Genomic DNA, 26,748 nt, shown 5'->3' on the forward strand with positions numbered 1-26,748 from the left:
CTTATCTCCCTGCATCCACCAGCTTCTGTTTAAACGCTTCGACACTCATGCCTGTTTGCAATGCGCCGATATCCTGCATGTTCATCCCCAATGCCCCAGCGAACTTCGCCAAGTAATAAATGTTGCCGCCTAGGTCAATCATGCGCAGCACGTCGCGCTCGCGCACGGCCTGCTTCTGCTCGTCGGTCAAACCAAAGCGCTCGCAGTAAGCCATCTCATCGCTGAAAAACGCTTCACGCGCAGACGCGTCGTTGAGCGAGTAACACATTTTGTTGAGGCCGTAGCCTTTGCGCGCCATGTGACCATCGAAAAACGTGGTACCAAAAATGGGCACTTCATTTTTTACATACGCCATGCTCAGTTCCTCATTTCCAGTACAGTTTCATTGGGTTGGTCACCAGTAGTGCGTGTTGCAGCGCTTCGGTTGGGGCGATGCGCGGAATCACATCCACCAAATGGCCATCGTCCGGCACGTGCGATTTCATGTTTGGATGCGGCCAATCGGTGCCCCACAACACTTGATTAGGGAAGTGTTCCACCAGATAACGGGCAAATGGCACCACATCGCTGTAATCCGGCGGCGTTTGTGTCAGGCGCTCTGGGCAGCTCACTTTGGTCCAGATGTGTGGATTGTCTGCCAGTAGCTGGGCGAATTTCTGGAAGTTCGGATGCGCAACGCCCAGTGCAACGTCCGGGCGACCCATGTGGTCGATGACGATTTGCGTGTCCAGTTCAAGCAGGAATGGCGCGATGTCGTCAAAATCCTGCGCTTCGAAATAGACCACAATGTGCCAGCCAAACGGGCGGATTTTTTCTGCGATAGCGAGGAACACCGCTTTAGGCGTCGCATCAACCAAGCGTTTCACAAAATTAAAGCGCACACCGCGCACACCCAGATCATGCATGTGTTGCAGCTCTTGTTCGGTGATGTCGGGAGAAACCACCGCCACACCACGCGCTAAATCCCCCGCGGTGTCGAGCGCGTCCAGCAGTGCGGCATTATCGGTGCCGTGGCATGACGCCTGCACAATCACATTGCGCGCAAAACCGAGATGATCACGCAGTGCAAACAGCTGATCTTTGGACGCATCACACGGCGTGTATTTACGCTTTGGCGAATAGGGGAACTGATCGCCCGGGCCAAACACGTGGCAATGGGCGTCAACCGCCCCGGCTGGCGCGACGTATTGCGGCTGACTTGGGCTGGGATGAAAGGGTAAGTAGTCTTGATCCATGTTTCTCGTCCTTATTATTCTAATCTTTCATTTGTTTCACGCCGGTGTGGGGTTAACGGCCAAACACCACACCATCAAACAGTTTGCGAGCGGTACGCAAAATAGCCGCGCTCTGAACCTCTTCGTGTTCGTTTAACGTCACCACCACACTGAGTTCTCCGCTCGGATGCTCGATACTGAGCGTCATGCGATCGTGCTTGGCAACGTGGGCCACTTTTGCCGCGGGCGACTCCGGCAGCAAGCAAGCCGTCGCGACACTCACGGCGCCCAACACGCCAATCGCGTCATGGCAGCGGTGAGGAATAAAAGTACGCGTATTGATGGCACCGCCCGCTGAAGGCGCGCTCACGATACTCATTTTGGGCACGGACAATTCCGTCACATCACCCAGATTCATCATGGCTCCGGCTTTGATCCGCAGCTGTTCCAGTTGTTGGCGCAGTTCTTGATTGCTCTCCAGCACCTGTGGCGTTTCGCAACCGGATAAGCCGAGTTCTTCGGCCAAAATCACGACCACAGGCATACCGTTATCGATCAAAGTGACCTGCAACCCGTTGATCTCATCGACGGGATTGCCCGTTGGCAGCAGCGCGCCACAGCTCGAACCCGCGGTGTCTTGAAACTCAATCTCGATGGGGCTGGCGAAGCCCGGTACACCATCGATACGGGCAGAGCCTCGGTAACTTACCTGACCTTGTGGTGTCGGAACACGGCATACGGCAATTTGCGCGGTGTTTTCCATAAACACAGTGACATCGGTCACTCCATCCTGCGCGTCAACCAAACCATGCTCGATAGCAAACGGACCAACCCCCGACAGGATGTTGCCGCAGTTCTGCTGATCGGTGACCAGCGCTTGATCGACGAACACTTGCAAAAACAGATAATCCACATCCACGCCGGCACGTTCAGACGGCTTCACCACCGCCACTTTCGAGGTCAGTGGATTGGCGCCACCCATGCCATCAATCTGTTTGGCATCCGGAGACCCCATCACATCCAGCAGAAAGGCGTCACGCGTTACGCGGTCCTGCGGCAGATCCGACGCAAGGAAATAGCCGCCTTTTGACGTGCCACCGCGCATCCACATACACGGCGTGGCAAATGGCTGCTCAGACATATTGAAGGCCTTCTTTTTCTAAGCGCCCACGCATTTCATAAATATCTAGCCCCAGTTCGCCGTTGGCTAAACGCACGCGTTTGGCTTCTTCACGCGCTTCACGAGCGCGGGCTTCTTCCAGAACCCAAGCCGCTTCTTCGCGGCGCACCACACAGACGCCATCGTCATCGGCAACAATCACATCGCCCGGGTTGATCACTTCATCAGCGCACACAATCGGCACATTGACCGACCCTAGAGTGGCTTTGATGGTGCCTTGCGCGAAAACGTGTTTGGACCACACCGGGAAATTCATCTGCTTGAGTGTGCGGACATCGCGCACACCGCCATCAATGATGAGACCAACCACACCACGCGACTGCGCAGAAGTCGCCAGCAAATCGCCAAAGAAACCGTGGTTAGACGGCGACGTGGGCGCAAACACCAGCATGTCACCAGCCTTGGCTTGTTCCATCGCCACATGCATCATCCAGTTGTCCCCTGCCGCGCCGGAGATAGTCAGTGCCGAGCCTGCCACTGAAACATCGCTGTAAATGGGGCGCATGTAATCGGCCAGCAGGCCTTTGCGACCCTGCGCTTCATGCACCGTGGCCACGCCACATGTTGCCAGCCCGGCAATGATCTCCGGGTCAACACGTTCAATATGCTGCACTACGACGTTCTTACTCATCGTTTTTACTCCTTGGTTACGCTTTGCTTCGCAGGGCGTCTAAGCGGCTGAAAACACGGCGCGCGTTACCTTCAAAAATCTGCGATTTCTCATCGGCACTTAGCTTGGTGTTGGCGTCGATATAACGTTTGGTGTCATCGAAGTAGTGGCCGGTTTCCGGGTCGATACCACGCACGGCACCTATCATTTCTGAGGCAAACAGAATGTTTTTGGTCGGGATCAGATCCAGCAACAGGTCGATGCCTTTCTGGTGATAGACACAGGTATCGAAATAGATGTTGTTCAGTACCGACTCTTCCAGTGGTGGCAGCCCCATGTCCTGCGCGATACCGCGGAAACGACCCCAGTGGTAAGGCACGGCGCCGCCGCCATGAGGAATGATGATTTTAAGTTCCGGGAAATCTTTGAAGACATCCGACATCAGCAGTTGGCTGAACGCGGTGGTATCGGCACCCAGATAGTGGGAACTGGTGGTGTGGAAACAGTGGTTACAGGCGGCACTGACGTGAATCATGGCCGGCACATCCAACTCGACTAATTTCTCATAAAGCGGGTAAAAACTGCGGTCAGCCAGTGAGGCATCTTGCCAGAAGCCGCCCGTGGTGTCCGGGTTGAGGTTACAACCGATAAATCCCATCTCTTCCACACAACGCACCAGCTCAGGAATCGATTTGCTTGGCGTCACGCCCGGTGATTGTGGCAGTTGTGCGACTGGCGCAAAGTTGGCTGGATAAAGGTCACAGACACGGCGAATCAGGTCATTCTGATGCTCGGTCCAGTAACGGCTGGTGTACTCATTACCAATGTGATGCCCCATCCAGCTGGCGCGAGGTGAGAAAATCGTTAAATCGGTACCGCGTTCACGCTGCAGACGCAGCTGGTTGTTCTCGATACTGTCACGAATTTCATCATCGCTGATATGAATTGCCCCTTTCTCGCCACGATAGGCTGGGTCTTGTTTCAGCGCGGCTTTTTGTGATTCTCGGTAATCCGCCACTTGAGGCGGCGTCGTGGTGTAATGTCCATGACAATCAATGATCATACTTAGTCTGCTCCCTGGTCACTAAGCAATAAGGCTTACTCAATGCGTGGATCACAGTATTTACATCTTGATTACCTTTTGCCATTTCAATTTACAACAATGGTATTGATTTTTGATATAGTCGTTTTAATCAGGATAAAAAAAATACGCATAATATGGACAAAATTCCCAACCTACGACACTTGGTCGCGTTTGTAGCTGTAGTCAAACATGGCAGCATCAGCAAAGCCTCAGAAAGCATTTTTCTTTCCCAACCGGCCATCACTCAGGCACTGGCAAAAATTGAGAAAGAGCTCAAGACATCGTTGTTTGAACGTAAGACCGACGGGATGAATCTCACCGCCGAAGGTGAGCTGTTCAGCTTTCGAATTGAGCGCGCGCTGGAGATGCTCAATCAAGCGATCAAAAAGAACTATCGGCTCGATAAAACCTCCGGAAGCCCCAGCAGCCCCAGTTTGTTTGCTGTCACCACGACACAGTTACGCGCCTTGGTGGCTGTATCCGAAGCGCAGAACTACTCTGCCGCCGGGCGTAACATTGGCGTGTCGCAATCGTCGCTCTACCGAGCATGTAAAGATCTGGAAGAGTATTTAGGGACTGTGCTGTTTGAAAAAACCAGCCTAGGCGTCAGCCCAAGTAAAGCGGCGCAAAGCCTTAGCCGCGCAGTCAAACTGGCGTTTAATGAAATCAAACAAGGCATCGCTGAAATTGATGCCAATAACAATGTCAGCTCTGGCAGCATCATTGTCGGCAGCCTTCCACTGGCAAGAACCTGTATTTTACCCAATGCAATCAACGAGTTTACTGAGCTTCGGCCGGACTTTAACATCAGTATTATTGATGGCTTATATGAAGACTTGCTTGAGCATTTACGCCGTGGTGAACTGGACGTCATCGTCGGCGCACTGCGCTTTCCGATGCCCTCATATGACGTGCACCAAGAGACATTGTTTTTTACATCCAACGTTATTCTGGCGCGCAAAGGCCATCCGCTGGGTCAATTGAAAAGGCCGGTAACGCTGGATGACTTGTGCCAACAGGGCTGGGTGATCTCGCGCAAAAACACTCCCGGCCGAACCATGTTTGAGCAGCTTTTTACGTCAAAAGATCACGCGCTGCCTCCTCAGATCATTGAAGCCAGTTCGCAGATGCTGGTACGCGAAATCGTGGTCGGCAGCGACAAACTGACCATGCTACCCAAGCATCAGGTGCACCGCGAACTGAGCGACGGTGCGTTTGAAATCGTGCCATTTGATTCCGAGCAACAGAAACGAGCGATTGGCATCACGATTCGCAAAAGCTGGCGCGGTACGACCGCGCAAGAAGCCTTCATTGACACCATTCGAAAGATCGGACTTTCGCTGATCAAGCTATAAGAAATTGATATAGGCCATCCACTTCTGGCTATTCAAAATTTGAATAGCCAATACTAAATTCTAATTATCCCCTTTCTTAACAGTTTGCTAACTTTTCTATCAACGAAAAGTTTTCAATACACTCCATTAACATAATTTCGATTCAAGGACTGTGTATGCCAAAGATATCGCGACTGGCCTTCATTGGTTTTGGTCACACCGCAGAACGCATGCTGAAGCTTGGGCTCAATCGCCCCGATCGCATCATTACCGCCTTCGACCCGAATGCGTTGCAGGACGACACCTGTAAAGCCCAGTTGGAACGGTTTATTTTCTGTGGCGTCCAGGGCTGTTTTTCTGTCGCCGATGCCATGCACAGCGCCCACCTGGTGCTGCTTTCAGACAGTGAACAAGACTTATCACCTTGGTTGAAGGAGCTGAAAAGCCACATTCAACCCGGTCAGATCGTCGCGGATTTACGCACTCACAACGACGATAAATCTCAGCTCAAGCAAGGAATCGAGGCCTCGCAGGCCATATACCTCGACGGTCAGTTGCAAGTCGATGGCAGTGAACTGGCGATTGCCAGCACCCAGACCGAAGCGATGCTGGATATGCTGAAATCACTGGAAGTCCCCCCCCATCAAATTGCGGTCAGCCACCGTGTTTAAACCACATTATAAAAAGGAAGAAGTATGAATATTTGTGTCGTTGGTGCCTCTGGCGCTTTTGGAACCAAACACCTTGAAGCGCTCAGCCAGATTGATGATGTTCAGGTCACCGCGTTGGTGGGGAGCGAAGTGGATAAAATGACTGCGCTCGGCAAACAATACCCACACGCCATGATCAGCGACAGCCTGAGCGAAGCATTGAAACTCGACAATGTGGATTCCGTGATTCTGGCAACACCAACTCACCTGCATGCCAGTCAGGCGATTGAGTGCCTCGAAGCAGGTAAACACGTACTGGTTGAGATTCCGATGGCCGACAACATCGAAGACGCACGCCGTTTGGTGGAAACCCAGCAACGTACCGGGCTGGTGGCCGTGGCCGGTCACACTCGCCGCTTCAACCCGAGCCATCAGTGGATTCACAATAAAATTGCTGCGGGTGAACTGCACATTCAGCAAATGGATGTTCAGACCTACTTCTTCCGCCGCACCAACACCAACGCCAAAGGCGAACCGCGTACATGGACGGATCACCTGCTATGGCACCACGCTTGCCATACGGTCGACCTGTTCCAGTACCAGACCGGCGAATCCGCCAGCCAACTACAAGCCATGCAGGGGCCAGTTCATCCGCAGCTCGGTATCGCGATGGACATGAGCATCGGCATGAAAGTGCCATCTGGCGCGTTGTGTACGCTGTCGCTGTCGTTTAACAACGACGGTCCTTTCGGCACATTCTTCCGTTACATCTGTGAGGAAGGCACCTATCTGGCACGCTACGACGACCTGTATGACGGCTACGAAAACCCGATTGACCTGTCAGGCGTTGCGGTCTCCAACAATGGCATCGAATTGATTGACCGTGAATTCATCGCCGCCATCCGAGAAAAGCGCGAGCCAAACTCGTCTGTGCTGCAATGCTTGAGCGCAATGGAAACGCTGCACAAACTCGAGCAGCTGCTGGAAAACAACGGGTAAGGCGATGAAACGCATCGGACAACTCACCAGTCGCGCCATCGGATTAGGCTGCATGAATCTTTCGCACGCCTACGGCCCGGCGACACCGGAAAAACAGGCAGCGCAGCTTCTCAATCAGGCGCTGGATTTAGGCTACGACCATCTCGATACCGCGACACTGTACGGCGCGGGTGCCAACGAGTCGTTGCTTGGCCGCGCGGTCATGCATCGTCGTCACGAATTTCTGCTCGCCAGTAAGTGTGGCATGTATATGGATGCGCAGGGCGTGAAATGCATCAGCGGCGATCCGGCGCTGATTCGCCAACAGTGTGAAGCGAGTCTGCGCCGCCTCAACACCGATGTGATTGATCTGTACTACCTGCACCGCTGGGACAAAGTGATTCCGATTGAAGAGACCGTCGGCGAGCTGAGTCGTTTGGTGGACGAAGGTAAGATTCGCGAAATCGGCCTGTCTGAGGTCTCGGCACAGACGCTGCGTAAAGCGCACTCGGTACATCCGATTGCCGCGGTGCAGTCCGAATATTCACTCTGGACGCGCAATCCGGAAATTGCCCTGCTCGATGCCTGCCGCGAACTCGGCACCACGCTGGTGGCGTTCAGCCCGCTTGGCCGCGGCATGCTCACCGGCACGCTGAAAGGCACCGACGCGTTCACAGAGAAAGACATTCGCCGCGCGATGCCCCGCTTTGATGAGCGCAATTTCGCTCACAACCTGGCACTGATTGACGGGCTGCAAGCGCAGCTTGCGGAGTGGCAACAGGCCGGTTTATTGGCGATGAACCTGGCCCAGCTCTCACTGAGCTGGCTGAACAGCCAATCCGTTGAACTGATTTCGATTCCGGGCACCACAAGCCCAAATCACTTAAAGGAGAACATCGCCGTCAGTGATCAAACGCTCAGCGCTGAGATTGTTTCGGCGCTGAGCGAGATGATTCATTCGACCAATGTGGCGGGCCCGCGTTACAACGCCGCGACACAACAAGAAATTGATACTGAAGAATTCTGAGACATACAGAATCATCGCAGGGAAGCGATCACGGAACACGCTGTCTGTTCCGGGGTGAGTGGCACCTCGCTCCCGCGTACAACCGGTTGACCCCGGCCAATCACGTGAACACAAACATAAGTATGGATGCGAACAATGAAAAAGATAACAGCTCTAACCTACGCCTGCACGCTCGGTACACTCATGGCTGCCAACGCCGCTCACGCTGCAGAGGTGACCCTGCGATTTGGTCACTTCTGGCCCGCCGTTTCAGCCGCGCAAAAAGACATCTTTCAGGCTTGGGCAGATCAGGTCAAGCAAGATTCTGACGGCCGCATGAATGTCGATATTTATGCCAGCTCCATGCTTGCCAAACCGCCAGCACAATATGATGCGGTGACTCACCAAATCATTGATGTCACGGCAACCGTTCAAGGCTACACCGCGAACCGCTTCCCACTGACCCAAGTGGTGGAACTGCCGGGCGTGGTCAAAACTGCCGTACAAGGTTCATGCGTGATTCAGACCCTGTACAACGAAGGCTTAATTGCATCCGAATACAAAGACACCAAGCCGCTGTTCCTGTTCACACATGGCCCGGGCATGCTGCACACCAAGGATAAGAAAGTTGAAAAACCGGAAGACTTAGCTAACTTGCGCATCCGACGTCCAACCTCCGTGGTGGCCAGTTTACTGGAGAAAATCAAAGCCCTGCCCGTCGGCATGCCAGCCCCAGACTCTTACCAATCGCTGCAACGCGGGGTGATTGATGGCGTCGCGCTGCCTTGGGAAGGCGCCACCGTATTCAAAATCAATGAATTGGCGAACAACCACACCGACATTGGTGGCCTCTACTCGCTAGCGTTTGTTGTCACCATGAACAACGACGTCTACAACCGTCTCGACCCACAACTGAAAGCGGTGATCGACAAAAACTCCGGCATGTCCTGGTCACTGAAATCTGGCGAGTCATTTGATGCACTAGACAGCAAGGGCATGGCAGAAGCGAAGACCATGGGTGACAACATTTACACGGTGAGCGACAGCGAGATGCAGAGCGAATGGAAACCCGTGCTCGATTCCGTCACTCAGGATTACCTCAACGCATTGGAAGCCAAAGGCCTACCCGCGAAAGCGGTCTACAAACGTGCGTTGGAACTCTCTTCGGGCAACTGTGCGAATCCGGCCTAACGGCCGGACACCAGGAGTGATCTCATGACGGTACTCAAGAAGTTGATTAACCGAGTGTCCCAAGCGATGCATGTGTGCAGCGGCGCGTTCCTGATTGGCATGATGCTGGTGACGCTGCTCGATGTGGTGACACGCACGCTTTACGGTTTGAGTGATGGTGGTATCGAGTTGACCTTCGTCGGTGGTGTGGAACTGATTAAATACGGCTTGCTGTTTACCGTGCTGTTTACGCTGCCGCAGTCGGTGGGTGACTCTCAGGTGGTGGTCGACTTGTTTACTGAGCAGATGTCTGACCGCTTCAAAACCTATCTGGAATCCTTCTATCTGCTTGGATTTGCCCTGCTGGGTGCGGGCATGACCTACCGCTTTTATTTGGCGATTGAAGGCGCAGTGATGAGCGGCGAAACCACGCAGGATCTGATGATTCCGATGCCATGGATTTATCGCATCGTGGTGTTTGCCACCAGCATGCTGACCTTACGTTGCCTCATCTTAACGTGGGATTTGCTTCGTCACCATCACCCTAAAATAGAACGGATGTCGTCACCGACATCTCCTCCATCCAACCATCAGCATAACGAGGTGTTGTAATGGATGCATCGATGATTGGTTATCTCTGCATTGCGATCATGCTGCTCATGATCGCGTTTCGTGCCCCCATCGCGCTGTCGATGGCGGTGACCGGCTTCGTCGGCTTCGCGTCGATTGTCGCATTTCAACCAGCGGTGGCGATCCTCGACAGCGCGCCGTTTGATGCGCTCTCGAACTACAGCTTCAGCCCGATTCCGATGTTTATTCTGATGGGGGTCTTTGCCTCCAAAGCCCGCATGTCGCAAGAGCTGTTCAATGGCGCAAAAACGCTGTTCGGTTCGTGGCGCGGTGGCATGGCACTGGCGGCCGTCACTTCGTGCGGTATTTTCTCGGCGATTTCCGGTTCTTCGCTCGCAACCGCGGCCAGTATGTCGCGCGTCGCACTGCCAGAAATGAAACGCAACGGCTACTCCGTCTCACTGGCGACGGGCACACTGGCGGCTGGCGGCACACTGGGCATCATGATCCCGCCGTCGATTGCGCTGCTGCTGTACGCGCTGATCACCGAGCAATCGGTGGGTGACATGTTCATCGCAGGCGTGATTCCAGGCTTGTTGGGCTTGGCCCTCTACTGCTTAGCCGTGGCCGTCACGGTATGGATTTTTCCAAACCTAGCCACACCGGGTGAGAAAACCACCGTGATACAAAAGCTCATCGGTCTGAAAGGCCTGCTGCCGTTTACGGCCATCTTCGCGTTTATCATTGCCGGTATCTATGCAGGTTTCTTTACGCCGACCGAAGCGGCGGCCATTGGCGCGGCGTTGACGCTGGTCATCGCGCTGATTCGCGGCATGACCTGGGTGATGTTCCTCGAAGCGGTGAATGAAACGCTGTCTATTTCGGCGATGATTTTCTTTATGATCATCGGCGCGGAAATCTTCGGCTTCTTCCTGTCGGTATCGCGTATCTCCTACTCACTGGTCGACTATGTACAGCGCCTCAATCTGTCACCTTATATGGTGCTGTTTGCCGTGCTGATGCTGTTCATTCTGTTGGGTTGTGTGATGGACAGTATTGCAATGCTACTGCTTACCGTGCCAGTCGTTTTCCCGCTGATTCAAGCGGCAGGTTTTGATCCTATCTGGTTCGGTATCGTCGCGGTCATCACGGTGGAGGTAGGCCTCATCACGCCGCCAGTCGGCATGAATGTGTTTGTCATCAAATCGCTCGATAAAGACCTCAACATCACCGACATCTTTAAAGGCGTGATTCCGTTTGTCCTCTCCGACGTGGTGCGCCTCGGATTACTGATCGTGTTTCCATCACTGGCACTGGCGCTGTTATCTCACTAAAAGGAGCTGAAAATGAAAACCTTAAAAACTCAAGTTGCCATTATCGGCTCCGGCCCATCCGGTCTGCTGCTTGGCCAACTGCTCAATAAGCAAGGCATTGACAATATCATTGTTGAACGCAGCGCCGCGCCGCATGTGCTGGGTCGTATTCGCGCCGGCATTCTCGAACAGGGCTTTGTCGACCTGTTGCGTGAAGCGGAGTGTCACCAGCGATTGGATGAAGAGGGCCTCGTTCATCATGGTTTCTTCATCAGCGTGGAAGGCAGAAAGCAGCACGTTGACCTCACTCGCCTGACGCAAGGCAAAGTGGTGACCTGTTACGGCCAGACCGAAGTCACCCGCGATCTGATGCAGGCGCGTGAGCAATCCGGCCAGCGCAGTTTTTATTCCTCGCCGGTGACCAAGCTGCACAACCCGGAACACGGCCTCGCCAACGTTGAGTTTGAAGCAGACGGCGAAACCTATCAGATCGAATGCGATTTTATTGCTGGCTGCGACGGCTACCACGGTATCTCCCGTCCAAGCATCCCCGATGAAATTCGTACTGAGTATGAGCGCATCTATCCGTTCGGTTGGCTTGGCCTGCTGACAGATACACCGCCGGTGTGCGACGAGCTGATTTACTGCAACATTCTCGCGGCTTTGCGCTGGCGAGTCAGCGTTCTGAAACCCGTTCACGCTACTACCTGCAGGTGCCCAACAGCGAGAAAGTGGAAGACTGGAGCGATGAGCGTTTCTGGGAAGAGCTGAAACGCCGCCTGCCCGCCGCAGAAGCGGAGAAACTGCAGACCGGACCGAGCATTGAAAAAAGCATCGCGCCGCTGCGCTCATTCGTGTGTGAACCGATGCAGCACCGTAATCTGTTTCTGGTCGGCGATGCCGCGCATATCGTGCCGCCAACGGGCGCGAAAGGCCTGAACCTTGCCGCTTCCGATGTCGCTGCGCTTTATCAGGTGCTGAGCGCTTACTACGCCGGTGAGCCGCGCAAAGTCGTCGAACAATATTCGGATGTGTGCCTGCGCCGCGTGTGGAACGCCGAACGCTTCTCTTGGTGGATGACCAGCATGCTGCATCATTTTGACAGTGAGTTGCAGGACCAACGCTCATTCGTCGAGAAGATGGCTGATTGTGAACTGGAATTTTACTTACACAGCGAAGCTGGCATGAAGCTCATCGCTGAACAGTACGTCGGTTTGCCGTATGAACAGATCCAGCACTGTGATACCGTCAGCACATTCAACATGAAATTGCGGGGGTAGAAAAACTGCCCGGCACCTACCCGTTCGGGCTGGAGAGTGCGCATCGCGCCTATCGTCTGAACGACTTTCTGCATCGCCTGATTGAGCCTGCGCACCGCGAGCGCTTTCAACAAGAACCAAAAGCTCTGTTTAAAGAATTCGGTTTAACTGAACAGGAACAGACCATGGTGGCAGAAAAGCAGTGGATTGAGATGATTCGCTACGGCGTGAGTTTTTTCCTGCTGGAGAAACTGGGCGCAGTGGTGGGTGTGCCGAATCCGCATATCTACGCGTCTATGCGCGGCGAGGACATCGATACGTTCCAGAAATCGCGTAACGTGTCGATGAACTACTCTGTCTCGGGCGGCAAATAATTTGCTCAAGGCTCACTCGACTCTCCCCTGAGTGGACCTTTCTTCATGTCTTGCCGTTTTCTTCCATTGATAGAACCACCGCTAGGTGCGACTTTTTCCTTTCGGCTGACTTCGATTGCTGCTGGTGCGGCGTTTACGCTTAAACGCAGGACGTTCTACTTTCGGCAATGCACGCAGTGATTCCGGTACTGGCCCTGTTTTGACCTGCGCCATCAGTTGATCAATACGTTGTTGTAACGCCTGCATAAACGGCTGATAGGCCTGACCACGTTCGGCCATGGCTTGCAGCTGATGCTCCCAGTGCGCCGTCATATCCGGATAGGTTGCATCCGATGGTAGCGCATGAATCAGGCCACGCCCGGCCGCCGAGCTTTTAATCAACTTCCCTTCGCGTATGAGCAGCTGACGCTTGAACAGCGTATCGAGAATGCCCGCACGGGTTGCTTCCGTCCCCAATCCATCGGTGTCACGCAGAATTTTTTTCAGCTCTTTGTCTGCCACAAAACGAGCAATACCCGTCATCGCCTGAAGTAACGTTGCCTCGGTAAAATGACGCGGCGGCTCGGTTTTACGATCTTTAATTTCCCCTTCACGGCACGTCAGCACCGTTCCGACCGGTAGCGGCGGTACAGTATCCACGCCCTCTTCCTGCTCTTCTTTCTGACCCGTCAGGGTTTTCCAGCCAGCCGAGAGTAGTTGGCGCCCTTTGGCGACAAACGTGCCGCCAGCGATATCAAACACCAACTTGGCTTCGGCATACACCGCTGGCGGATAAAACTGCATCAGATACTGACGGGCAATCAGCTGATACACCTTCATTTCATAGCTGGAAAGCGCATTGACTGAGGCCTGCTTCGGCGTGGGAATAATGGCATGGTGCGCGTCGACTTTAGCATCGTTCCACGCTTTGGATTTGCGCGACAAATCGGCGTTAGCCACTGCGCCTGCCAGTTCGTTGGCATTATTGGCGATGGCCGCCGTCACGGAAGGCGCCTGCGCGAAATGTTCTTTCGGCAGGTAACGACAATCGGAACGCGGATAGGTGATCAGTTTGTGTTTTTCATACAGCGACTGGCAAGTATCGAGCACTTGTTGCGCACTCATGTTAAAACGCTTCGCCGCATCAATCTGCAACGCCGACAATGAATAGGGCAGCGGCGCAGACTGCTTGGACTGGTTCTGCTCCGACTCCACCACTTTGGCGGGTTGTCCGGCGATGCGACTGGCTACGTTCTCGACCAGTTTGCGGTTGAGCACGCGGCCCTCTTCATCCTGCCAAGGCTTGCAAGCGTCACTGGGTTTCCAGCGCGCGCGAATATCAAACGCGCCGTTGGCGTCCTGATAAGGGATCAGCGCATCCAGCGTGAAGTAATCGCGTGGCACGAAGTTTTCGATCTCTTCATCACGGCGCACCACCAACCCCAGCACCGGTGTTTGCACGCGCCCGACCGAGAGCACACCCTGATAACCCGCTTTTTGACCGAGCAAGGTGTAAGCGCGCGACATGTTCATGCCGTATAACCAATCGGCTCGTGAGCGCGCCAGCGCAGACACAGAGAGCGGAATAAAATCGCGGTTGCTACGCATCGAGGTTAATGCACGCTTCACCGCTGGCAAGTTCAAGTCACTGATCAGCAGCCGTTCCATCGACTCTTTTTTGCTTTTCGCTACTTTGCAGTAATCGATCACTTCGTCCACCAGCAGCTGTCCTTCGCGATCCGGGTCTCCGGCATGAACGATGTGATTGGCCTCTTTGAGCAGTTTTTTCACCACGCTGAGCTGCTTGCTGGCCGATTTGCGGGCGCGCAATTGCCACTGCTCAGGCACAATAGGTAAGTCGGCCAGGTTCCACTTTTTATAACGCTCATCGTAAGCATCCGGTTCCACCTGCTCAAGCAAATGACCGATGCACCATGTCACCACATCGCCATTGGCGCAGCGGATAAATCCTTGATCTTTCTTGTGCGGTTTTGGTAATGCATCGGCGATCGCGCGGCCAAGGCTGGGTTTTTCTGCAATGAAGAGACGAGTCATAGCGTTCAGTGTCTGACGGCCAAAAAATTAAGGCCACATTATCGAATGTGGCCTTAAGAAATCAAGAAAAACTGTGATTTTATACAGTATTTTGACGATTCAGAATCACTCTTCGCTGCTAGCTGAGCGAGCTGCGGCTTCTTTGATGAGTGGTTGAAGTTCGCCTTTTTGGAACATCTCGATGATGATGTCACAACCGCCGATCAGTTCGCCTTCTACCCAAAGTTGTGGGAAGGTTGGCCATTGAGCGTACACAGGGAGTTCAGCACGGATATCCGGGTTTTGCAGGATATCAACGTAGGCAAATTTTTCACCACAAGCCATCAGGGCTTGCGCTGCTTGTGAAGAGAAACCACAGCTAGGCAGTTTTGGTGAACCTTTCATGTACAGAAGGATCGCGTTCTCTTCAATTTGCTGTTTGATTTTGTCGATGGTTTCCATTGCTTCCTCTTAATGGATTTCAATTTTCATGGCGCCCATTCTAAATCATTAATAGAGAATAAAAAGCACATTATCTTTATGGTTATAGCATCCATTTGGCGCGATCGGCAAATTTGCACATGTGCCTAACCTCGCCTTCAACTGGCACTGACGTTGTCACACTCGCTTTCATTATCTGCGGGTTGCGAAACAATTTTTCTCCACATTGGGGTTTTAATAAAGTAAAAACTTGCTAAAATAGATCGCAAGTCAGTCGTATCGACGAATATAAAATAACACTGGAAGCAATCGAAAGAGGTAACTCTTTCAACTATATGGAGAATCGAGCAATGGCATTTGAATTACCAGCTCTTCCTTACGCTAAAGACGCACTGGAACCACACATCTCTGCAGAGACTCTGGATTACCACCACGGTAAGCACCACAACACTTACGTTGTTAAGCTGAACGGTCTGATCCCAGGTACTGAGTTTGAAGGTAAAACTCTGGAAGAGATCATCAAGACTTCAACTGGCGGTGTATTCAACAACGCAGCGCAAATCTGGAACCACACGTTCTACTGGCACTGTCTGTCTCCAAATGGCGGCGGCGAACCAACTGGCGCAGTAGCGGATGCAATCAACGCAGCATTCGGTTCTTTCGAAGAGTTCAAAGCTAAATTCACTGATTCAGCAATCAACAACTTCGGTTCATCTTGGACTTGGCTTGTGAAGAAAGCAGATGGCTCTTTGGCTATCACGAACACTTCTAACGCAGCGACGCCTCTGACTGAAGAAGGCGTAACACCACTGCTGACTGTTGACCTGTGGGAACACGCGTACTACATCGATTACCGTAACGTACGTCCAGATTACATGAACGGTTTCTGGGCTCTGGTTAACTGGGAATTCGTTGCAGCGAACCTAGCTAAATAATCCTGTATAGGATAAAAAGCAATTGAGACTAAGCCTGCATTTTTGCAGGCTTTTTTGTCATTTTTCTCCGGAAAATCCCTAAAGTTTTAGGCTTGTTGGCCGTTACAAGGGCATCAAACGGAGAACATCATGCACGTACATACTTTAGATAAAGCAGGCTTGATCAACGAACTGCAGATCGGCACTGGCATCAGCCAGGCGGTTTTGCATGGGCGTCGTGCCGACTTTTCTTTGATGTTGGCGCTGTTCTCTAACGATGTACGCGATACGACACCGGTTGAAGCTATCGAGCAGGTGGAGACGACGGAAGATGTGCTGCGTCAGCGTTTTGAATTGCAAGCACCTCAGACGCTGCGCAGTGACCAAAGTTCTTACCAGATTTCAGCCAGACAAGCTGACCTGTTTCATCAAGGCGGCTTGGCGAGCGCCAAACTGTCACACTACCTTACCCCTGAAGTTTTGGCTTATCTCCCTGAAGATACGCAAGATTTGCCGGAAGAGGTTTACCTAAACCTGTCGGGGCATGAGCGTCGTCACTTAGCGCAGAAAACGCCAAAAACACTCCTACCATCAGATCTTTATCCTCAATTGAACATGGCTTGGCGTCACGATCAACTGCGTGCACAGGCATAATCACTGTCGACATTTGCGACGGTTTACCTTCGATTTCGCCAGAGTGTGAAATAGCGCAAAGAAATCATACCCACCTTGGCCATCAAACCAAGTTATTTGAAGTTATTCACATCGTACTCACAGCTAATCAACCATCCTATGCTGACCTGTTTCATAATGAAATGACATAATAAACACAATAAGGCAGGCACACGATGAATATAGAAAGTGCACTTGTTTTGATTACTTCAGCAAGCTCAATATTAGGCAGTACACTGGCCATTCACTTTGCGCGTTTAGGGGCAAAGGTGGTGTTGTGTGATACCAACCAGCAAGGTCTGCTTGAAACTTTTACCCGTTGTCGGCATATTTCCCAAGACGTGGAACACTATCACCTGAGCGATTATTCGCTCAATAGCATTCACGGTATGCTCGACGAGATCGAGATACGCTACCAAGGTGTTCCGGATGTTCTGATCAACAACTGGCCCAACGCGCCGCTCCCTTCCGTGGTGGATGATCGCCCCGCAGAGCTGTTCATTCAGAAACTGGCGTTAATGGCCTCGTCACTGTTTACCTTCGGTCAAGCTTGCTCGGAACGCATGCGCCATCGCTCTACCAAAGGGGTGATCGTCAATGTGTTGTCTTACAACTCTCCGCAAGATAAGCCGGGGATTGAAAACGCTACGTCGATGGTCTCAGGCTTTACCCAGAGCTGGGCGAAAGAGCTGACGCCGTTTAATATTCGCGTCGGAGGCGTGGTGCCGATCATCTCAGCCAATGACGAACACGAGCATTGGGCAGCCGTGAATGATGAACTGATTCGTAACACAGAATACATTGTGTCGAATGAGTATTTTAGCGGGCGAGTGATGTCGGCTTAACCGTGGTTAAGCCGAGCATGGATTAGAAACCTTCTTCCAAGTAGTCGTCGAGGTAATCTTCCTCGGCAGCGTTGTAGTCTTGTTTCTCAATTTCTGCTTTGAAGTCCTGACGCTGCAAGTAGACCTCTCGCGTCAGCGCATAAGGGTCGGGCGAGTTGTCCAGCATCGCTTCTTGTGGCACCAACGCCGCGCGAGTTTCCATACCTTCAAACGCCCATTTACCAATGCTCGCCCAAATGTTTAGGTATGAAAGTGGCGCATACAAACCGTCCACCACGTCAGTGGTTTCTCTAACCGTAAACGGCCCATATCCCGGTACCATCACGTAAGGGCCATTCCCGACGCCATGATGCCCAGCAGCATCACTGAATGCTTTCTCATCGTGTTTGGTGATCCCCGCTTCCGACGCAATGTCGATTAAACCAAGTAAACCGAGCGTGCTGTTAATCCAAAATCGGTTGAAGTGATCGACCGCTTTACTCCCATTGCCCATCAAAAGGTTGTTGACCATGCTGGAGGGTTCATCCAGGTTGGACAAAAAGTTGGCAATGCCACGGCGTACTGGCGATGGCACGTAATCGACGTATGCCAGCGAAACTGGGCGAACAAGGTAAGGATCCAGATAGTCATAGTTAAGCGACCACATGGTACGGTTGAAACCTTCCAGCGGGTCATTCACGCTGGCATCTGCGTTGGCTGTATCGTCTGGTGCAGAGCTACACCCGACCAAGACCAGCATCATACAAATAGATAGAATCCGTGCTAAGCGGCTCGTCATTATTATAATCCATAGACAAAGGCCGATATATTCATCGGCCTTTGGTTTTATTGAAAGAAACAGTTGGAGGGTTATTAATACTGTTTATCAATCACAACTTCAACTGATTCACCTAATTTAACCGCCTGACTTTCACCGTACCAATCGCCGTCTTTCGTCGACACATTGCCATCGGTATCGATGCGAACACGCACCATCAAAGCATCCAGACTCGACAGTTTACGGCCTTGCATCATGCTGTTGGCATCATCCAACACCACTGTGCGAGGGAAACTACTCAGCGGGTAACGCGCGGCTGCTACAGGCATCGGTGCGCCATCCGCCGTGTGAATCGAGACAATCAAAACGGCATTTTGCGGCAACGTCACATTGCTGGCCAATGAAATGGTGACCGGTACCGATTGACCGTCGACGACCACCTCGCCCATCTTACGTTTGGCGCTCTCAATACTGCGCGTCAGCATGTCATAACGGCCATCGTTCGGACCGATCATTTGCTGCATCATGCCCCAATATTGGATGGCGGATGGGTAATCAGCACGCTCAAATGCATCAAATGCCAATAGCGAGTAGACACGCAAGTCAACATAGTCGCGCTGAGACAAACGTTTCAAAATGGCGCGCGCCTGATTTTGGTCCATCTCATCATCAGACAACATCAGCGCCTGCGCGTAGCCAAGTTGAATGTCGCCATCCTGTGGCTCTAGCGCGTACGCATGTTTCATGGCACCAATGGCCGTTTGCATGTCACGATTGGCCATCGCAATGCGGCCCAACAACAACCAACCGGTTGAATCTTCGGGTTGATAATACAAGCGGGTACGCAGCGACAATGTTAGATCTTGCATCTCCTGATCCGACAGCTCGACACCCTGACCTTGCGGCGCCATTAACTTACGGGTGAGTTCCGGTAAGTTAGCACTCACCTGTTGCCACTGTTCCACTTTAGTATAGTTGCCAAACTTAGCGTACAGACCGTAACTCAACAAAACCACCAGCGCGATCGATGGGATGAGTACCCCCATGGTTGAAATCGAGCTCTGCTGTTTCGCCTGTTCTTGTGTCGGTATGTCATCCAGAAGCGACTGTTTGAGGTCTGCGATCAAATCTTGTTCATTGTCCACCAAACCCTCTTCGGTCTCTTCTTGGAGCTCATTCAAACGGTCTTTGTAGAACGCTTTATTCAGCTCGTCACGCAGCACCGTGTCGTTGTTGGCTTTTTTCTGAATCAACGGAATGGCAACGAAAACGCAGGTAATCGCGACCAAAATCAGCGTTGAGATCCAAAATAAGGTCATGATTGCTGATCTCCGTCTTTGTCTTCATCCAGTAACGCTTTCAAACGCGCCTCTTTGTCGGTGTCCCATTGGGCCGGCGTACTGGCCGTTGCCGCTTTACTGCGACGACTACGAATCACAATCACGCCAAAGCCAATCAGCAATACGGACAGCGGAGCCAACCACAAAATTGCTGTACTGAGCGTAAACGGCGGATTGTAAGTCACAAAGTTGCCGTAACGCGCAATCATGTAATCAACGATTTCGCTTTTCGATTTACCTTCTTTGGTCATCTCATACACTTTGTGTCGCAAATCTTTAGCCAGTTCGGCATTCGAATCCGCAATGGAGTTGTTCTGACATTTCGGGCAACGCAAGGTGTTGCTGAGTTCTTGAAACTGAGTTTCCTGCTCTGGCGACTCAAAATCGTACACATCAATGGCGGCCATGGCGGTGAAAGAAACCATCAACGCGGCAGCCGCAGCGAGTATCCTACGCTTCATTGTTTGGCCTCCTGCAACAATTGGTTATAGAGTGGCTCGAGTGTGTCTTGCCAGTTGCGAGGGTTGACGTCCCCCACATGACGATAACGAATCACGCCATTGGCATCGATGAGGAAAGTTTCCGGCGCGCCGTAAACCCCGAGATCTAAGCCCAGCATACCGTTTCCATCGAACAGACTAATCAAGTATGGGTTCCCCAAATCGTTGAGCCATGTCACCGCTTTATCACGCTGATCTTTGTAGTTCATACCAATGATTTTGACGCCTTTACCCGCCAATTGGTTGAGGTATTGGTGCTCGGCATAACACGTCGGACACCAAGTGGCCCAAACGTTCAACAGCAGCGGTTCGCCTTTGAAAATCGACTGGTCATAAAGTTTGCCGGGTTCGACTAAATCTTCCAGGCGAAACTGCGGCACGGCCTGACCGACCAACACCGATTCCAGTTTGGTTGGATCATCCCCTTCGGAGTTTTTGACCAGTTGGGTGGCAAACACTGCAACTAACGCCAGAAACGCCGCCAGCGGAATAAACAAAATCTTCTTATTCATCAATCAAGCCTCCTGCTGCGCGTTTTTTCTGAAACGGTAACGCTTATCACTGATCGCCAACGCGCCACCAATGGCCATCAACAGTGCGCCAGCCCAAATCCAACGAACAAACGGTTTGTAGTAAATTCGAACCGCCCACGCATTGTTGTCATCGAGGCGCTCTCCCATCGCAATGTAGAGATCGCGCGTCAAACCGCGATCAATCGCCGCTTCGGTCATCATCGAACGCGCCGTGCGATAGAAGCGTTTCTCCGCATGCAAGGTGTTGAGGTATTTGCCGTGGTGTGTAATTTCAAAATCCGCGATATAGCCGTCGTAGTTCGGGCCATCTTTGTCACGCAGTCCTTTGAAGTAAAACTCGTACTGCTGCATCTTGAAGTGCTCACCTGGCGCTAAACGCACATCACGTTCAATGCTGTAATTTTGTACCATCGCAATACCGATGATGGTCACCGCCAAGCCCATGTGGCCCAGCATCATAGACCAATGACTGCGTTGCAGCTTTCCGATGCCTTCGAAGAACGTATGGCGATGCGTGGCACGCTCGTACAGCTCCACGCCATGCAGGCAAACAATCCACAACGCCATCACCCAACCCATGTAGGCCATGGCACTGAAATGTTCGGTGGTCAGTTGCACAATCAGCGCACCGAGCAGCAGGGAGATCACGCCAGAAATCAGCATCGGTTTAATCAATTTTGACAGGTTATCGCGCTTCCAACGGATCAGCGGTCCAATCCCCAACAAGAAAGCAAACGGCACCATTAACCACGCAAACAGCGTGTTAAAGAAGGGGGCGCCAATCGAGACAGACCCCAAGCCCAACTGTTTATGCACCAAGGGTAACAGCGTACCAATCAGCACGACGACCAGCGCAGCAATCAACAACACGTTGTTTGCCAGCAGCGCGTTTTCACGCGACACTAATTCAAAGTTGCCACGCACACGCACAGACGATCCTTTCAGCGCAAACAGCAGCAGCGAACCGCCGATCACAAACACCAAAAACGCCAGAATGAACATGCCGCGCGCCGGGTCCGACGCAAACGCGTGAACAGACACCAAAATGCCAGAACGCACAAGGAATGTGCCCAGTAAGCTCAAGGAGAACGCCGAAATCGCCAGCAGAACGGTCCACGCTTTGAAGGTGCCGCGTTTTTCAGTCACCGCCAGCGAGTGCATCAACGCGGTGCCCGCCAACCAAGGCATGAATGACGCGTTTTCGACCGGATCCCAGAACCACCAGCCACCCCAGCCTAGTTCGTAGTATGCCCACCAAGAGCCCAATGCGATCCCCAGTGTCAGAAATAGCCACGCGGCGGTGGTCCATGGACGTGACCAACGCGCCCACGCCGTGTCCAAACGGCCAGTCATCAACGACGCAATCGCAAATGAGAATGCCACCGAGAAACCCACATAACCCATGTAGAGCATTGGCGGGTGAATGATTAAGCCTGGGTCTTGCAGCAATGGGTTCAAATCGCGGCCATCAACCGGGAAGTACGGTAAGGTACGTGTGAATGGGTTTGACGTGACGATGATAAACAGCAGGAAGCCCACGCTAATCAAGCCCATCACGGCCAACACGCGCGCCACGGATTCTTGCGGCATGCCACGGCTCAATGTCGCCACCGCAAGCGTCCAAGCCGCTTGAATCAACACCCAAAGCAGCAAGGAGCCTTCGTGCGCGCCCCATACAGCCGTCAGGCGATAATACCAAGGTAATTGACTGTTGGAGTTACTGGCAACGTATTGCAGCGTGAAGTCATTGGTGTAAAACGCCCACAGCAAAATGCCAAACGACAGTGCCAACATCAGGAACATGCCGATCGACAGCGGACGCGCTGCATTCATCAACACGTGGTTATTTTTCGATGCGCCCACCAGCGGCAAAACACTCAGCAAGACTGCCAGTGCCAGCGACAAAATCAGCGCAAAGTGACCGATTTCCGCAATCATTTCGCACTTCCTTGCATTTGGTCTTGTGAATAGCTCATGGGTGAATGATTTTTCTCCATCGCTTCCGCAATCTCAGGAGGCATGTACTCTTCATCATGCTTCGCCAAGACTTCAAACGCTTCCACGGTGGTGGCATCTTTCAGCACACCTTGCGCCACAATGCCCTGCCCTTCACGGAATAGGTCCGGAAGAATGCCTTCGTATGTCACGGTTACCGAAGGGCCCATGTCATGCAGCAGGAAGCTCACTTTCAGAGAATTCGGGTCACGTTTCACAGAACCCACTTCCACCATGCCGCCAATGCGCAAGCGTTGGCCGACTTCCGGTTTCTGGCCATTTTTGCCGTTCACCAGTTCAGTGGGGGTATAAAACAGATCCATGTTTTGATTGAGTGCGTACAGAACGAGACCAATGGTGGCACCTAAGCCGATGAAAATCGCCAGCACAATACCGAGGCGCTTCTTGCGTCTTGGATTCATAGTGTGTTCTCCATATTTTTTGCTGCATCGATTCGTGCCTGACGCGCTACCTTAGCCTGGACTTCAGTCAGTAGCGTTTGACCGCGGCGAACACTCGCCACCCACAAAATCAACATTGATAAGAAAGTAATACCAAAGGAGCTCCACACATACGCCGCGTAGCCTCCCATTGCCCAGAAATCGCTCATCGATTCAAAGTGCATCTTATTTCCCTCTTCGCGTGCTAGCCAATTGAATCACCCACGGGCGGTGACTCTCTTTACTGATGATTTCATTGCGCAAACGGATCATCGTCAGTGCGCCAAAGAAGAAGGCAAAACCGAAAATGTTCAGTAACAGCGGCCACAGCATATCGCTTGAAATCGAAGGTTTATCGAATTTAGTGATGGTTGCGCCCTGATGTAGGGTGTTCCACCACTCCACAGAATAGTGAATGATTGGTAGGTTAATCACGCCAACAATCGCCAGAATGCCCGCGGCTTTCGCAGCGGTTTTTTGATCGTCAAACGCATGATAAAGGGCGATCACACCGAGATAGAGGAAAAGAAGAATGAGCTCGGAAGTCAAACGGGCGTCCCACACCCACCATGTGCCCCACATGGGCTTGCCCCACACCGCACCTGTAATCAACGCGATAAACGTGTAGACCGCACCAATAGGCGCCATGGCTGACGCCGCCATATCCGACAATTTGACTTGCCATACCAAGCCAATGAACGCGGCGATAGCCATCGACATATACACCCCCATCGACCAAATCGCGGCGGGCACATGGATGTAGATGATACGAAAACTATCTCCCTGTTGATAATCAGATGGCGCGTAGGCAAGGCCCCAGACCGTACCTGCGGATAAACACAACAGAGCTAGAATCGCAAACCAAGGCAGAAACTTACCGCACAGGCGATAGGCCGACTCTGGTTTGGCATAGGGATGAAGCCATTTCCACATTGTTTACTCTCACTTTTACTTCAAGTACCGAATCTCGATTGTTCGGTTTGCAATTTATCTAACCAGATTTTTTCGTGCTTGATCGAACACAATTAATTGACACTTACGCGCAACGCTGCAGCAATCGCAAACGGTGTTAGGGTCAATGCCCCCATAAACATCGCCGCCAAAATCGCCAATTGCCCGTTGTACGCCATGCCTAACGATGCCGCATCAATCGCCGAAGTCGCAAAGATCAAAATGGGGATGTAGAGAGGCAGCACCAGCAAACTGAGCAGCACGCCACCTTTTTGCAACCCCACCGTCAGGGCAACACCAATAGCACCGATAAAGCTTAATGTGGGGGTGCCAAGCAGCAATGTCAGCACCACCGACAACCAAGTGTTCATGTCCAAAGACAATAAAATCGCCAGCAGAGGACTAATCAGGATCAGTGGCACACCCGTGAGTAGCCAATGCGCCAATACTTTTGAAATCACCACCACCGGTAACGGCACGGGCATCAACATCATTTGTTCCAGCGAACCATCCTGATAGTCATCACGAAACAGACGCTCTAAAGACAACAATGCCGACAAAAGCGCAGCCACCCAGACAATGCCAGGCGCAATGCGCGATAATAAACTCGGATCCGGGCCAATGCTGAGGGGGAAAAGGGTGATCACGATAATGAAAAACCACAGCGGGTTGAAAATGTCGGCCTGACGACGAAACGCAATCAGCAGTTCACGACGAATGATGGTGCTCATGGTTGAAAGCATCAAGCGTCTCCCAACTTAATCTTGCGCAGTTTTGGGTTGTCCGCAAACATGTCCTGATGCGTGGTCAGCACCACGATGCCGCCTTGGTCCGCATGTTTTAGAAACAGCGCTTCCAATACTTTCACCCCTTGCTTGTCAATGGCCGTGAGCGGCTCATCTAAAATCCACAGTTTTTGACGACTGAGCCACAAACGGGCGAGCGCAACTCGGCGTTGCTGACCAGCAGACAACTGACCCACCGGTACATCTTCACGTCCGGCCAAGCCCACCTGAGTCAACGCTTGATACAAGGTCTCTTGGTCACAGCCCGTCGTATGAATTGATTGATAAAAACGCAAGTTTTCCAATGCCGTCAGTTCCCGTTTGATGCCGGTCTGATGGCCAAGAAACAGAAGATCGTGGTGATAACTGTCGCGGTCCGCTTCGATGTTCACCCCGTTCCAGTGAATCTCACCGTCATCACGGTCACCCAGCCCCGTCACAATGCGTAAAAGCGTTGTCTTGCCGGTGCCGTTTCGTCCTTCGATTTGAACCAGTTCCCCCGATTGAATGTTGAAAGATAACGCTTCAAATAACACTCTTTCATCACGAATCGCAGTGAGATTTTTTACTTCCAGCATGAGCTTCTGTATCAATAATTTGGGGCGCTTATATTACCACACCCTAGAAGAGACTAAATAGAGTAAGGGTATTACGAGTCACGAAACTAAGTAAGAAACTGTTAATTTTTAATTATATTCTGAAGCAACTACCCCTTTTTGGTTACATTCATTCATAACCTACACGCATAAAAAAAGGAAGCACATTGGCTTCCTTTTTCACAAATGAAAATCGATTAACGTGACGGTTTTCTCACCGGCCTTTTCGCCCCAGCAGCCGCAGCGGCTTTTCGCTCGGGATGGCTCGTCAGTGGCGGAATCGCCTCTTTACCGGACAGTTTTTTCTGTAGCGATAGCATGAGCTCGGCTTCCGCTTTCGGTAATTCGCACTCTTCAATCAATTCATTGATGTCGGCACCCAGTTTCACCATCTTCGAGGCTCGGCTGTACAAACGGCCATCAGTATCGGCATTTTCCAGCTCTTTCAAACGCTCGTTGAGGTGCAAAATAATGTCTTGTTGCTCCGACACTTTTTGCCCCAATCCGACCATCACAGAGCGAACTTCCAACACCTGTTTATTGGCTTTTTGCAGTTCTTTGTCGAGATGACGAACCTGCTGACGAAAATAATCGGTCTGCTTTGACTGACTGCGGCGCAGACGAAACAACGCCAACAACAGTAGCAAGACAACCAGTGCACTGCCCCCTGCAATCACAGGCGGCGTTAGCCAAAGAATGTCACCCATTACAGATGAGCCATTTCATCCCATTCTTCATCGGTCAGCAGCTTGTTCAGGTCAACCAGAATCAGTAGTTTGCCATCGCGGTTGCTCACGCCCTGAATGAATTTCGAGCTTTCATCGGTGCCCACGCTTGGTGTGGTATCGATTTCAGAAGAACGCAGGTAAACCACTTCCGCGACGCTGTCGACCAGAATACCGATCACTTGGCGTTCTGACTCAATCACGATGATACGGGTGTTATCGGTGATCTCACCTTGCATCAAACCAAAACGAGAACGCGTGTCGATCACGGTAACCACGTTACCACGTAGGTTGATGATCCCCAGCACGTAGTCTGGCGCACCGGGAACTGGTGCAATTTCAGTGTAACGCAGCACTTCACGCACTTGCATCACGTTGATGCCGTACGTTTCTTCTTCTAGTTGGAACGTCACCCACTGAAGCACTTCGTCGTTAGAGTGTTCTTTTCTCACTTCAACTTCGTTCGCTTGAGACATACCTTTTCCTCTCTAAGTCGTAT

The 26,748-nt window shown here is 52.1% G+C and carries 32 protein-coding genes; 13 read left to right on the top strand and 19 right to left on the bottom strand.

The genetic code is table 11. The annotated features are described in order from the left end of the window. Window position 1: 1 nt before the first annotated feature. From ACS18Q_RS10220 to ACS18Q_RS10240, 5 genes are read right to left on the bottom strand one after another with little or no spacing between them, the layout of a single operon-like run. Window positions 2–355 carry a protocatechuate 4,5-dioxygenase subunit alpha gene (locus ACS18Q_RS10220; RefSeq protein ID WP_238820973.1) on the bottom strand — a complete coding sequence of 118 codons (354 nt, stop codon included), beginning with the start codon at window positions 353–355 and terminating at the stop codon, window positions 2–4. Between the two features lie 10 nt (window positions 356–365). Next, the gene (locus ACS18Q_RS10225; protein ID WP_158107611.1) at window positions 366–1,235 is read right to left on the bottom strand and encodes an amidohydrolase family protein; all 870 of its coding nucleotides are present in this window, start codon (window positions 1,233–1,235) and stop codon (window positions 366–368) included. Window positions 1,236–1,287: 52 nt separating this feature from the next. After that, window positions 1,288–2,355 (bottom strand): 4-oxalomesaconate tautomerase, encoded by a 1,068-nt coding sequence (locus ACS18Q_RS10230; RefSeq protein WP_441257052.1) that lies wholly within the window; start codon window positions 2,353–2,355, stop codon window positions 1,288–1,290. Continuing rightward, the gene (locus tag ACS18Q_RS10235; protein ID WP_158107613.1) at window positions 2,348–3,025 is read right to left on the bottom strand and encodes a 4-carboxy-4-hydroxy-2-oxoadipate aldolase/oxaloacetate decarboxylase; all 678 of its coding nucleotides are present in this window, start codon (window positions 3,023–3,025) and stop codon (window positions 2,348–2,350) included. The genes ACS18Q_RS10230 and ACS18Q_RS10235 overlap by 8 nt, the downstream gene beginning before the upstream one ends. Before the next feature lie 16 nt (window positions 3,026–3,041). After that, on the bottom strand, window positions 3,042–4,067 hold the full coding sequence (locus ACS18Q_RS10240) for an amidohydrolase family protein (RefSeq protein ID WP_441257053.1): 1,026 nt from the start codon (window positions 4,065–4,067) through the stop codon (window positions 3,042–3,044). Between the two features lie 155 nt (window positions 4,068–4,222). Here ACS18Q_RS10240 and ACS18Q_RS10245 point away from each other — a divergent pair, with 155 nt between their 5' ends. The 10 genes from ACS18Q_RS10245 (at window position 4,223) to ACS18Q_RS10290 (ending at window position 12,742) form a co-directional block, all read left to right on the top strand. Beyond that, complete coding sequence (locus ACS18Q_RS10245) at window positions 4,223–5,443, top strand: LysR family transcriptional regulator (protein WP_158140393.1); 1,221 nt, start codon at window positions 4,223–4,225, stop codon at window positions 5,441–5,443. Between the two features lie 155 nt (window positions 5,444–5,598). Continuing rightward, entirely contained in the window at window positions 5,599–6,093 is a 495-nt protein-coding gene (locus ACS18Q_RS10250; RefSeq protein WP_441257054.1) for a hypothetical protein, read from the top strand. Between the two features lie 24 nt (window positions 6,094–6,117). Continuing rightward, window positions 6,118–7,071 (top strand): Gfo/Idh/MocA family oxidoreductase, encoded by a 954-nt coding sequence (locus ACS18Q_RS10255; RefSeq protein ID WP_441257055.1) that lies wholly within the window; start codon window positions 6,118–6,120, stop codon window positions 7,069–7,071. A 4-nt stretch (window positions 7,072–7,075) separates the two neighbouring features. Then, window positions 7,076–8,077, top strand: coding sequence for an aldo/keto reductase (locus ACS18Q_RS10260; protein WP_441257056.1), 1,002 nt, complete (start codon window positions 7,076–7,078; stop codon window positions 8,075–8,077). Between the two features lie 135 nt (window positions 8,078–8,212). Then, entirely contained in the window at window positions 8,213–9,247 is a 1,035-nt protein-coding gene (locus ACS18Q_RS10265; protein WP_038150658.1) for a TRAP transporter substrate-binding protein, read from the top strand. A gap of 24 nt (window positions 9,248–9,271) precedes the next feature. Then, window positions 9,272–9,838: a TRAP transporter small permease gene (locus tag ACS18Q_RS10270; RefSeq protein WP_238808954.1), complete on the top strand. Its 567-nt coding sequence runs from the start codon at window positions 9,272–9,274 to the stop codon at window positions 9,836–9,838. Continuing rightward, window positions 9,838–11,130 carry a TRAP transporter large permease gene (locus ACS18Q_RS10275; RefSeq protein ID WP_441257057.1) on the top strand — a complete coding sequence of 431 codons (1,293 nt, stop codon included), beginning with the start codon at window positions 9,838–9,840 and terminating at the stop codon, window positions 11,128–11,130. Before ACS18Q_RS10270 ends, ACS18Q_RS10275 begins: the two co-directional genes overlap by 1 nt. A gap of 12 nt (window positions 11,131–11,142) precedes the next feature. After that, the gene (locus ACS18Q_RS10280) at window positions 11,143–11,880 is read left to right on the top strand and encodes an FAD-dependent monooxygenase (protein WP_441257058.1); all 738 of its coding nucleotides are present in this window, start codon (window positions 11,143–11,145) and stop codon (window positions 11,878–11,880) included. Continuing rightward, window positions 11,817–12,389, top strand: a complete 573-nt coding sequence (locus ACS18Q_RS10285; RefSeq protein ID WP_441257643.1) for an FAD-dependent monooxygenase — start codon at window positions 11,817–11,819, stop codon at window positions 12,387–12,389. The genes ACS18Q_RS10280 and ACS18Q_RS10285 overlap by 64 nt, the downstream gene beginning before the upstream one ends. Before the next feature lie 68 nt (window positions 12,390–12,457). Next, the gene (locus ACS18Q_RS10290; protein ID WP_441257644.1) at window positions 12,458–12,742 is read left to right on the top strand and encodes a hypothetical protein; all 285 of its coding nucleotides are present in this window, start codon (window positions 12,458–12,460) and stop codon (window positions 12,740–12,742) included. Window positions 12,743–12,823: 81 nt separating this feature from the next. Here the strand turns inward: ACS18Q_RS10290 and ACS18Q_RS10295 are convergent, their stop codons facing one another. Both ACS18Q_RS10295 and ACS18Q_RS10300 read right to left on the bottom strand, forming a co-directional pair. After that, entirely contained in the window at window positions 12,824–14,776 is a 1,953-nt protein-coding gene (locus ACS18Q_RS10295; protein WP_441257059.1) for a DNA topoisomerase III, read from the bottom strand. A gap of 105 nt (window positions 14,777–14,881) precedes the next feature. Further along, on the bottom strand, window positions 14,882–15,217 hold the full coding sequence (locus ACS18Q_RS10300) for a Grx4 family monothiol glutaredoxin (protein ID WP_004724159.1): 336 nt from the start codon (window positions 15,215–15,217) through the stop codon (window positions 14,882–14,884). 329 nt (window positions 15,218–15,546) lie between these two features. Between ACS18Q_RS10300 and sodB the strand changes: the two genes are divergently transcribed. The 3 genes from sodB to ACS18Q_RS10315 all read left to right on the top strand — a co-directional run bounded on the left by sodB (window position 15,547) and on the right by ACS18Q_RS10315 (window position 17,627). Further along, complete coding sequence (gene sodB / locus ACS18Q_RS10305) at window positions 15,547–16,131, top strand: superoxide dismutase [Fe] (protein ID WP_014204651.1); 585 nt, start codon at window positions 15,547–15,549, stop codon at window positions 16,129–16,131. A gap of 129 nt (window positions 16,132–16,260) precedes the next feature. Further along, window positions 16,261–16,764 (top strand): VC2046/SO_2500 family protein, encoded by a 504-nt coding sequence (locus ACS18Q_RS10310; protein ID WP_004724504.1) that lies wholly within the window; start codon window positions 16,261–16,263, stop codon window positions 16,762–16,764. Window positions 16,765–16,958: 194 nt separating this feature from the next. Beyond that, window positions 16,959–17,627: an SDR family oxidoreductase gene (locus tag ACS18Q_RS10315; protein WP_158140377.1), complete on the top strand. Its 669-nt coding sequence runs from the start codon at window positions 16,959–16,961 to the stop codon at window positions 17,625–17,627. A gap of 22 nt (window positions 17,628–17,649) precedes the next feature. Here the strand turns inward: ACS18Q_RS10315 and ACS18Q_RS10320 are convergent, their stop codons facing one another. The 12 genes from ACS18Q_RS10320 to ACS18Q_RS10375 form a co-directional block, all read right to left on the bottom strand. Then, window positions 17,650–18,405: an MlaA family lipoprotein gene (locus ACS18Q_RS10320; protein WP_441257060.1), complete on the bottom strand. Its 756-nt coding sequence runs from the start codon at window positions 18,403–18,405 to the stop codon at window positions 17,650–17,652. Window positions 18,406–18,479: 74 nt separating this feature from the next. After that, entirely contained in the window at window positions 18,480–19,703 is a 1,224-nt protein-coding gene (gene ccmI / locus ACS18Q_RS10325) for a c-type cytochrome biogenesis protein CcmI (protein ID WP_283513222.1), read from the bottom strand. Continuing rightward, window positions 19,700–20,185 carry a cytochrome c-type biogenesis protein gene (locus ACS18Q_RS10330; protein ID WP_441257061.1) on the bottom strand — a complete coding sequence of 162 codons (486 nt, stop codon included), beginning with the start codon at window positions 20,183–20,185 and terminating at the stop codon, window positions 19,700–19,702. Before ACS18Q_RS10330 ends, ccmI begins: the two co-directional genes overlap by 4 nt. Next, window positions 20,182–20,736, bottom strand: coding sequence for a DsbE family thiol:disulfide interchange protein (locus tag ACS18Q_RS10335; RefSeq protein WP_004724515.1), 555 nt, complete (start codon window positions 20,734–20,736; stop codon window positions 20,182–20,184). The genes ACS18Q_RS10330 and ACS18Q_RS10335 overlap by 4 nt, the downstream gene beginning before the upstream one ends. 3 nt (window positions 20,737–20,739) lie before the next feature. Further along, on the bottom strand, window positions 20,740–22,695 hold the full coding sequence (locus ACS18Q_RS10340; protein ID WP_004724516.1) for a heme lyase CcmF/NrfE family subunit: 1,956 nt from the start codon (window positions 22,693–22,695) through the stop codon (window positions 20,740–20,742). Next, window positions 22,692–23,174, bottom strand: coding sequence for a cytochrome c maturation protein CcmE (gene ccmE, locus ACS18Q_RS10345; RefSeq protein WP_441257062.1), 483 nt, complete (start codon window positions 23,172–23,174; stop codon window positions 22,692–22,694). The genes ACS18Q_RS10340 and ccmE overlap by 4 nt, the downstream gene beginning before the upstream one ends. Next, the gene (gene ccmD / locus ACS18Q_RS10350; RefSeq protein ID WP_004724518.1) at window positions 23,171–23,377 is read right to left on the bottom strand and encodes a heme exporter protein CcmD; all 207 of its coding nucleotides are present in this window, start codon (window positions 23,375–23,377) and stop codon (window positions 23,171–23,173) included. Before ccmD ends, ccmE begins: the two co-directional genes overlap by 4 nt. Window position 23,378: 1 nt before the next feature. Next, entirely contained in the window at window positions 23,379–24,125 is a 747-nt protein-coding gene (locus tag ACS18Q_RS10355) for a heme ABC transporter permease (RefSeq protein WP_004724520.1), read from the bottom strand. A gap of 92 nt (window positions 24,126–24,217) precedes the next feature. Beyond that, complete coding sequence (ccmB, locus tag ACS18Q_RS10360; RefSeq protein WP_004724522.1) at window positions 24,218–24,886, bottom strand: heme exporter protein CcmB; 669 nt, start codon at window positions 24,884–24,886, stop codon at window positions 24,218–24,220. Next, a complete protein-coding gene (gene ccmA / locus ACS18Q_RS10365) occupies window positions 24,886–25,506 on the bottom strand; it encodes a cytochrome c biogenesis heme-transporting ATPase CcmA (RefSeq protein WP_004724524.1) in 621 nt (206 codons plus the stop codon). Before ccmA ends, ccmB begins: the two co-directional genes overlap by 1 nt. Window positions 25,507–25,721: 215 nt before the next feature. Then, window positions 25,722–26,231 carry a DUF2802 domain-containing protein gene (locus ACS18Q_RS10370; protein ID WP_004724525.1) on the bottom strand — a complete coding sequence of 170 codons (510 nt, stop codon included), beginning with the start codon at window positions 26,229–26,231 and terminating at the stop codon, window positions 25,722–25,724. After that, window positions 26,231–26,725 carry a chemotaxis protein CheW gene (locus tag ACS18Q_RS10375; RefSeq protein WP_004724527.1) on the bottom strand — a complete coding sequence of 165 codons (495 nt, stop codon included), beginning with the start codon at window positions 26,723–26,725 and terminating at the stop codon, window positions 26,231–26,233. The genes ACS18Q_RS10370 and ACS18Q_RS10375 overlap by 1 nt, the downstream gene beginning before the upstream one ends. Between the last annotated feature and the right edge of the window lie 23 nt (window positions 26,726–26,748).

Source organism: Vibrio sp. Vf1514 (assembly GCF_052076135.1).
GTDB lineage: Bacteria > Pseudomonadota > Gammaproteobacteria > Enterobacterales > Vibrionaceae > Vibrio > Vibrio furnissii.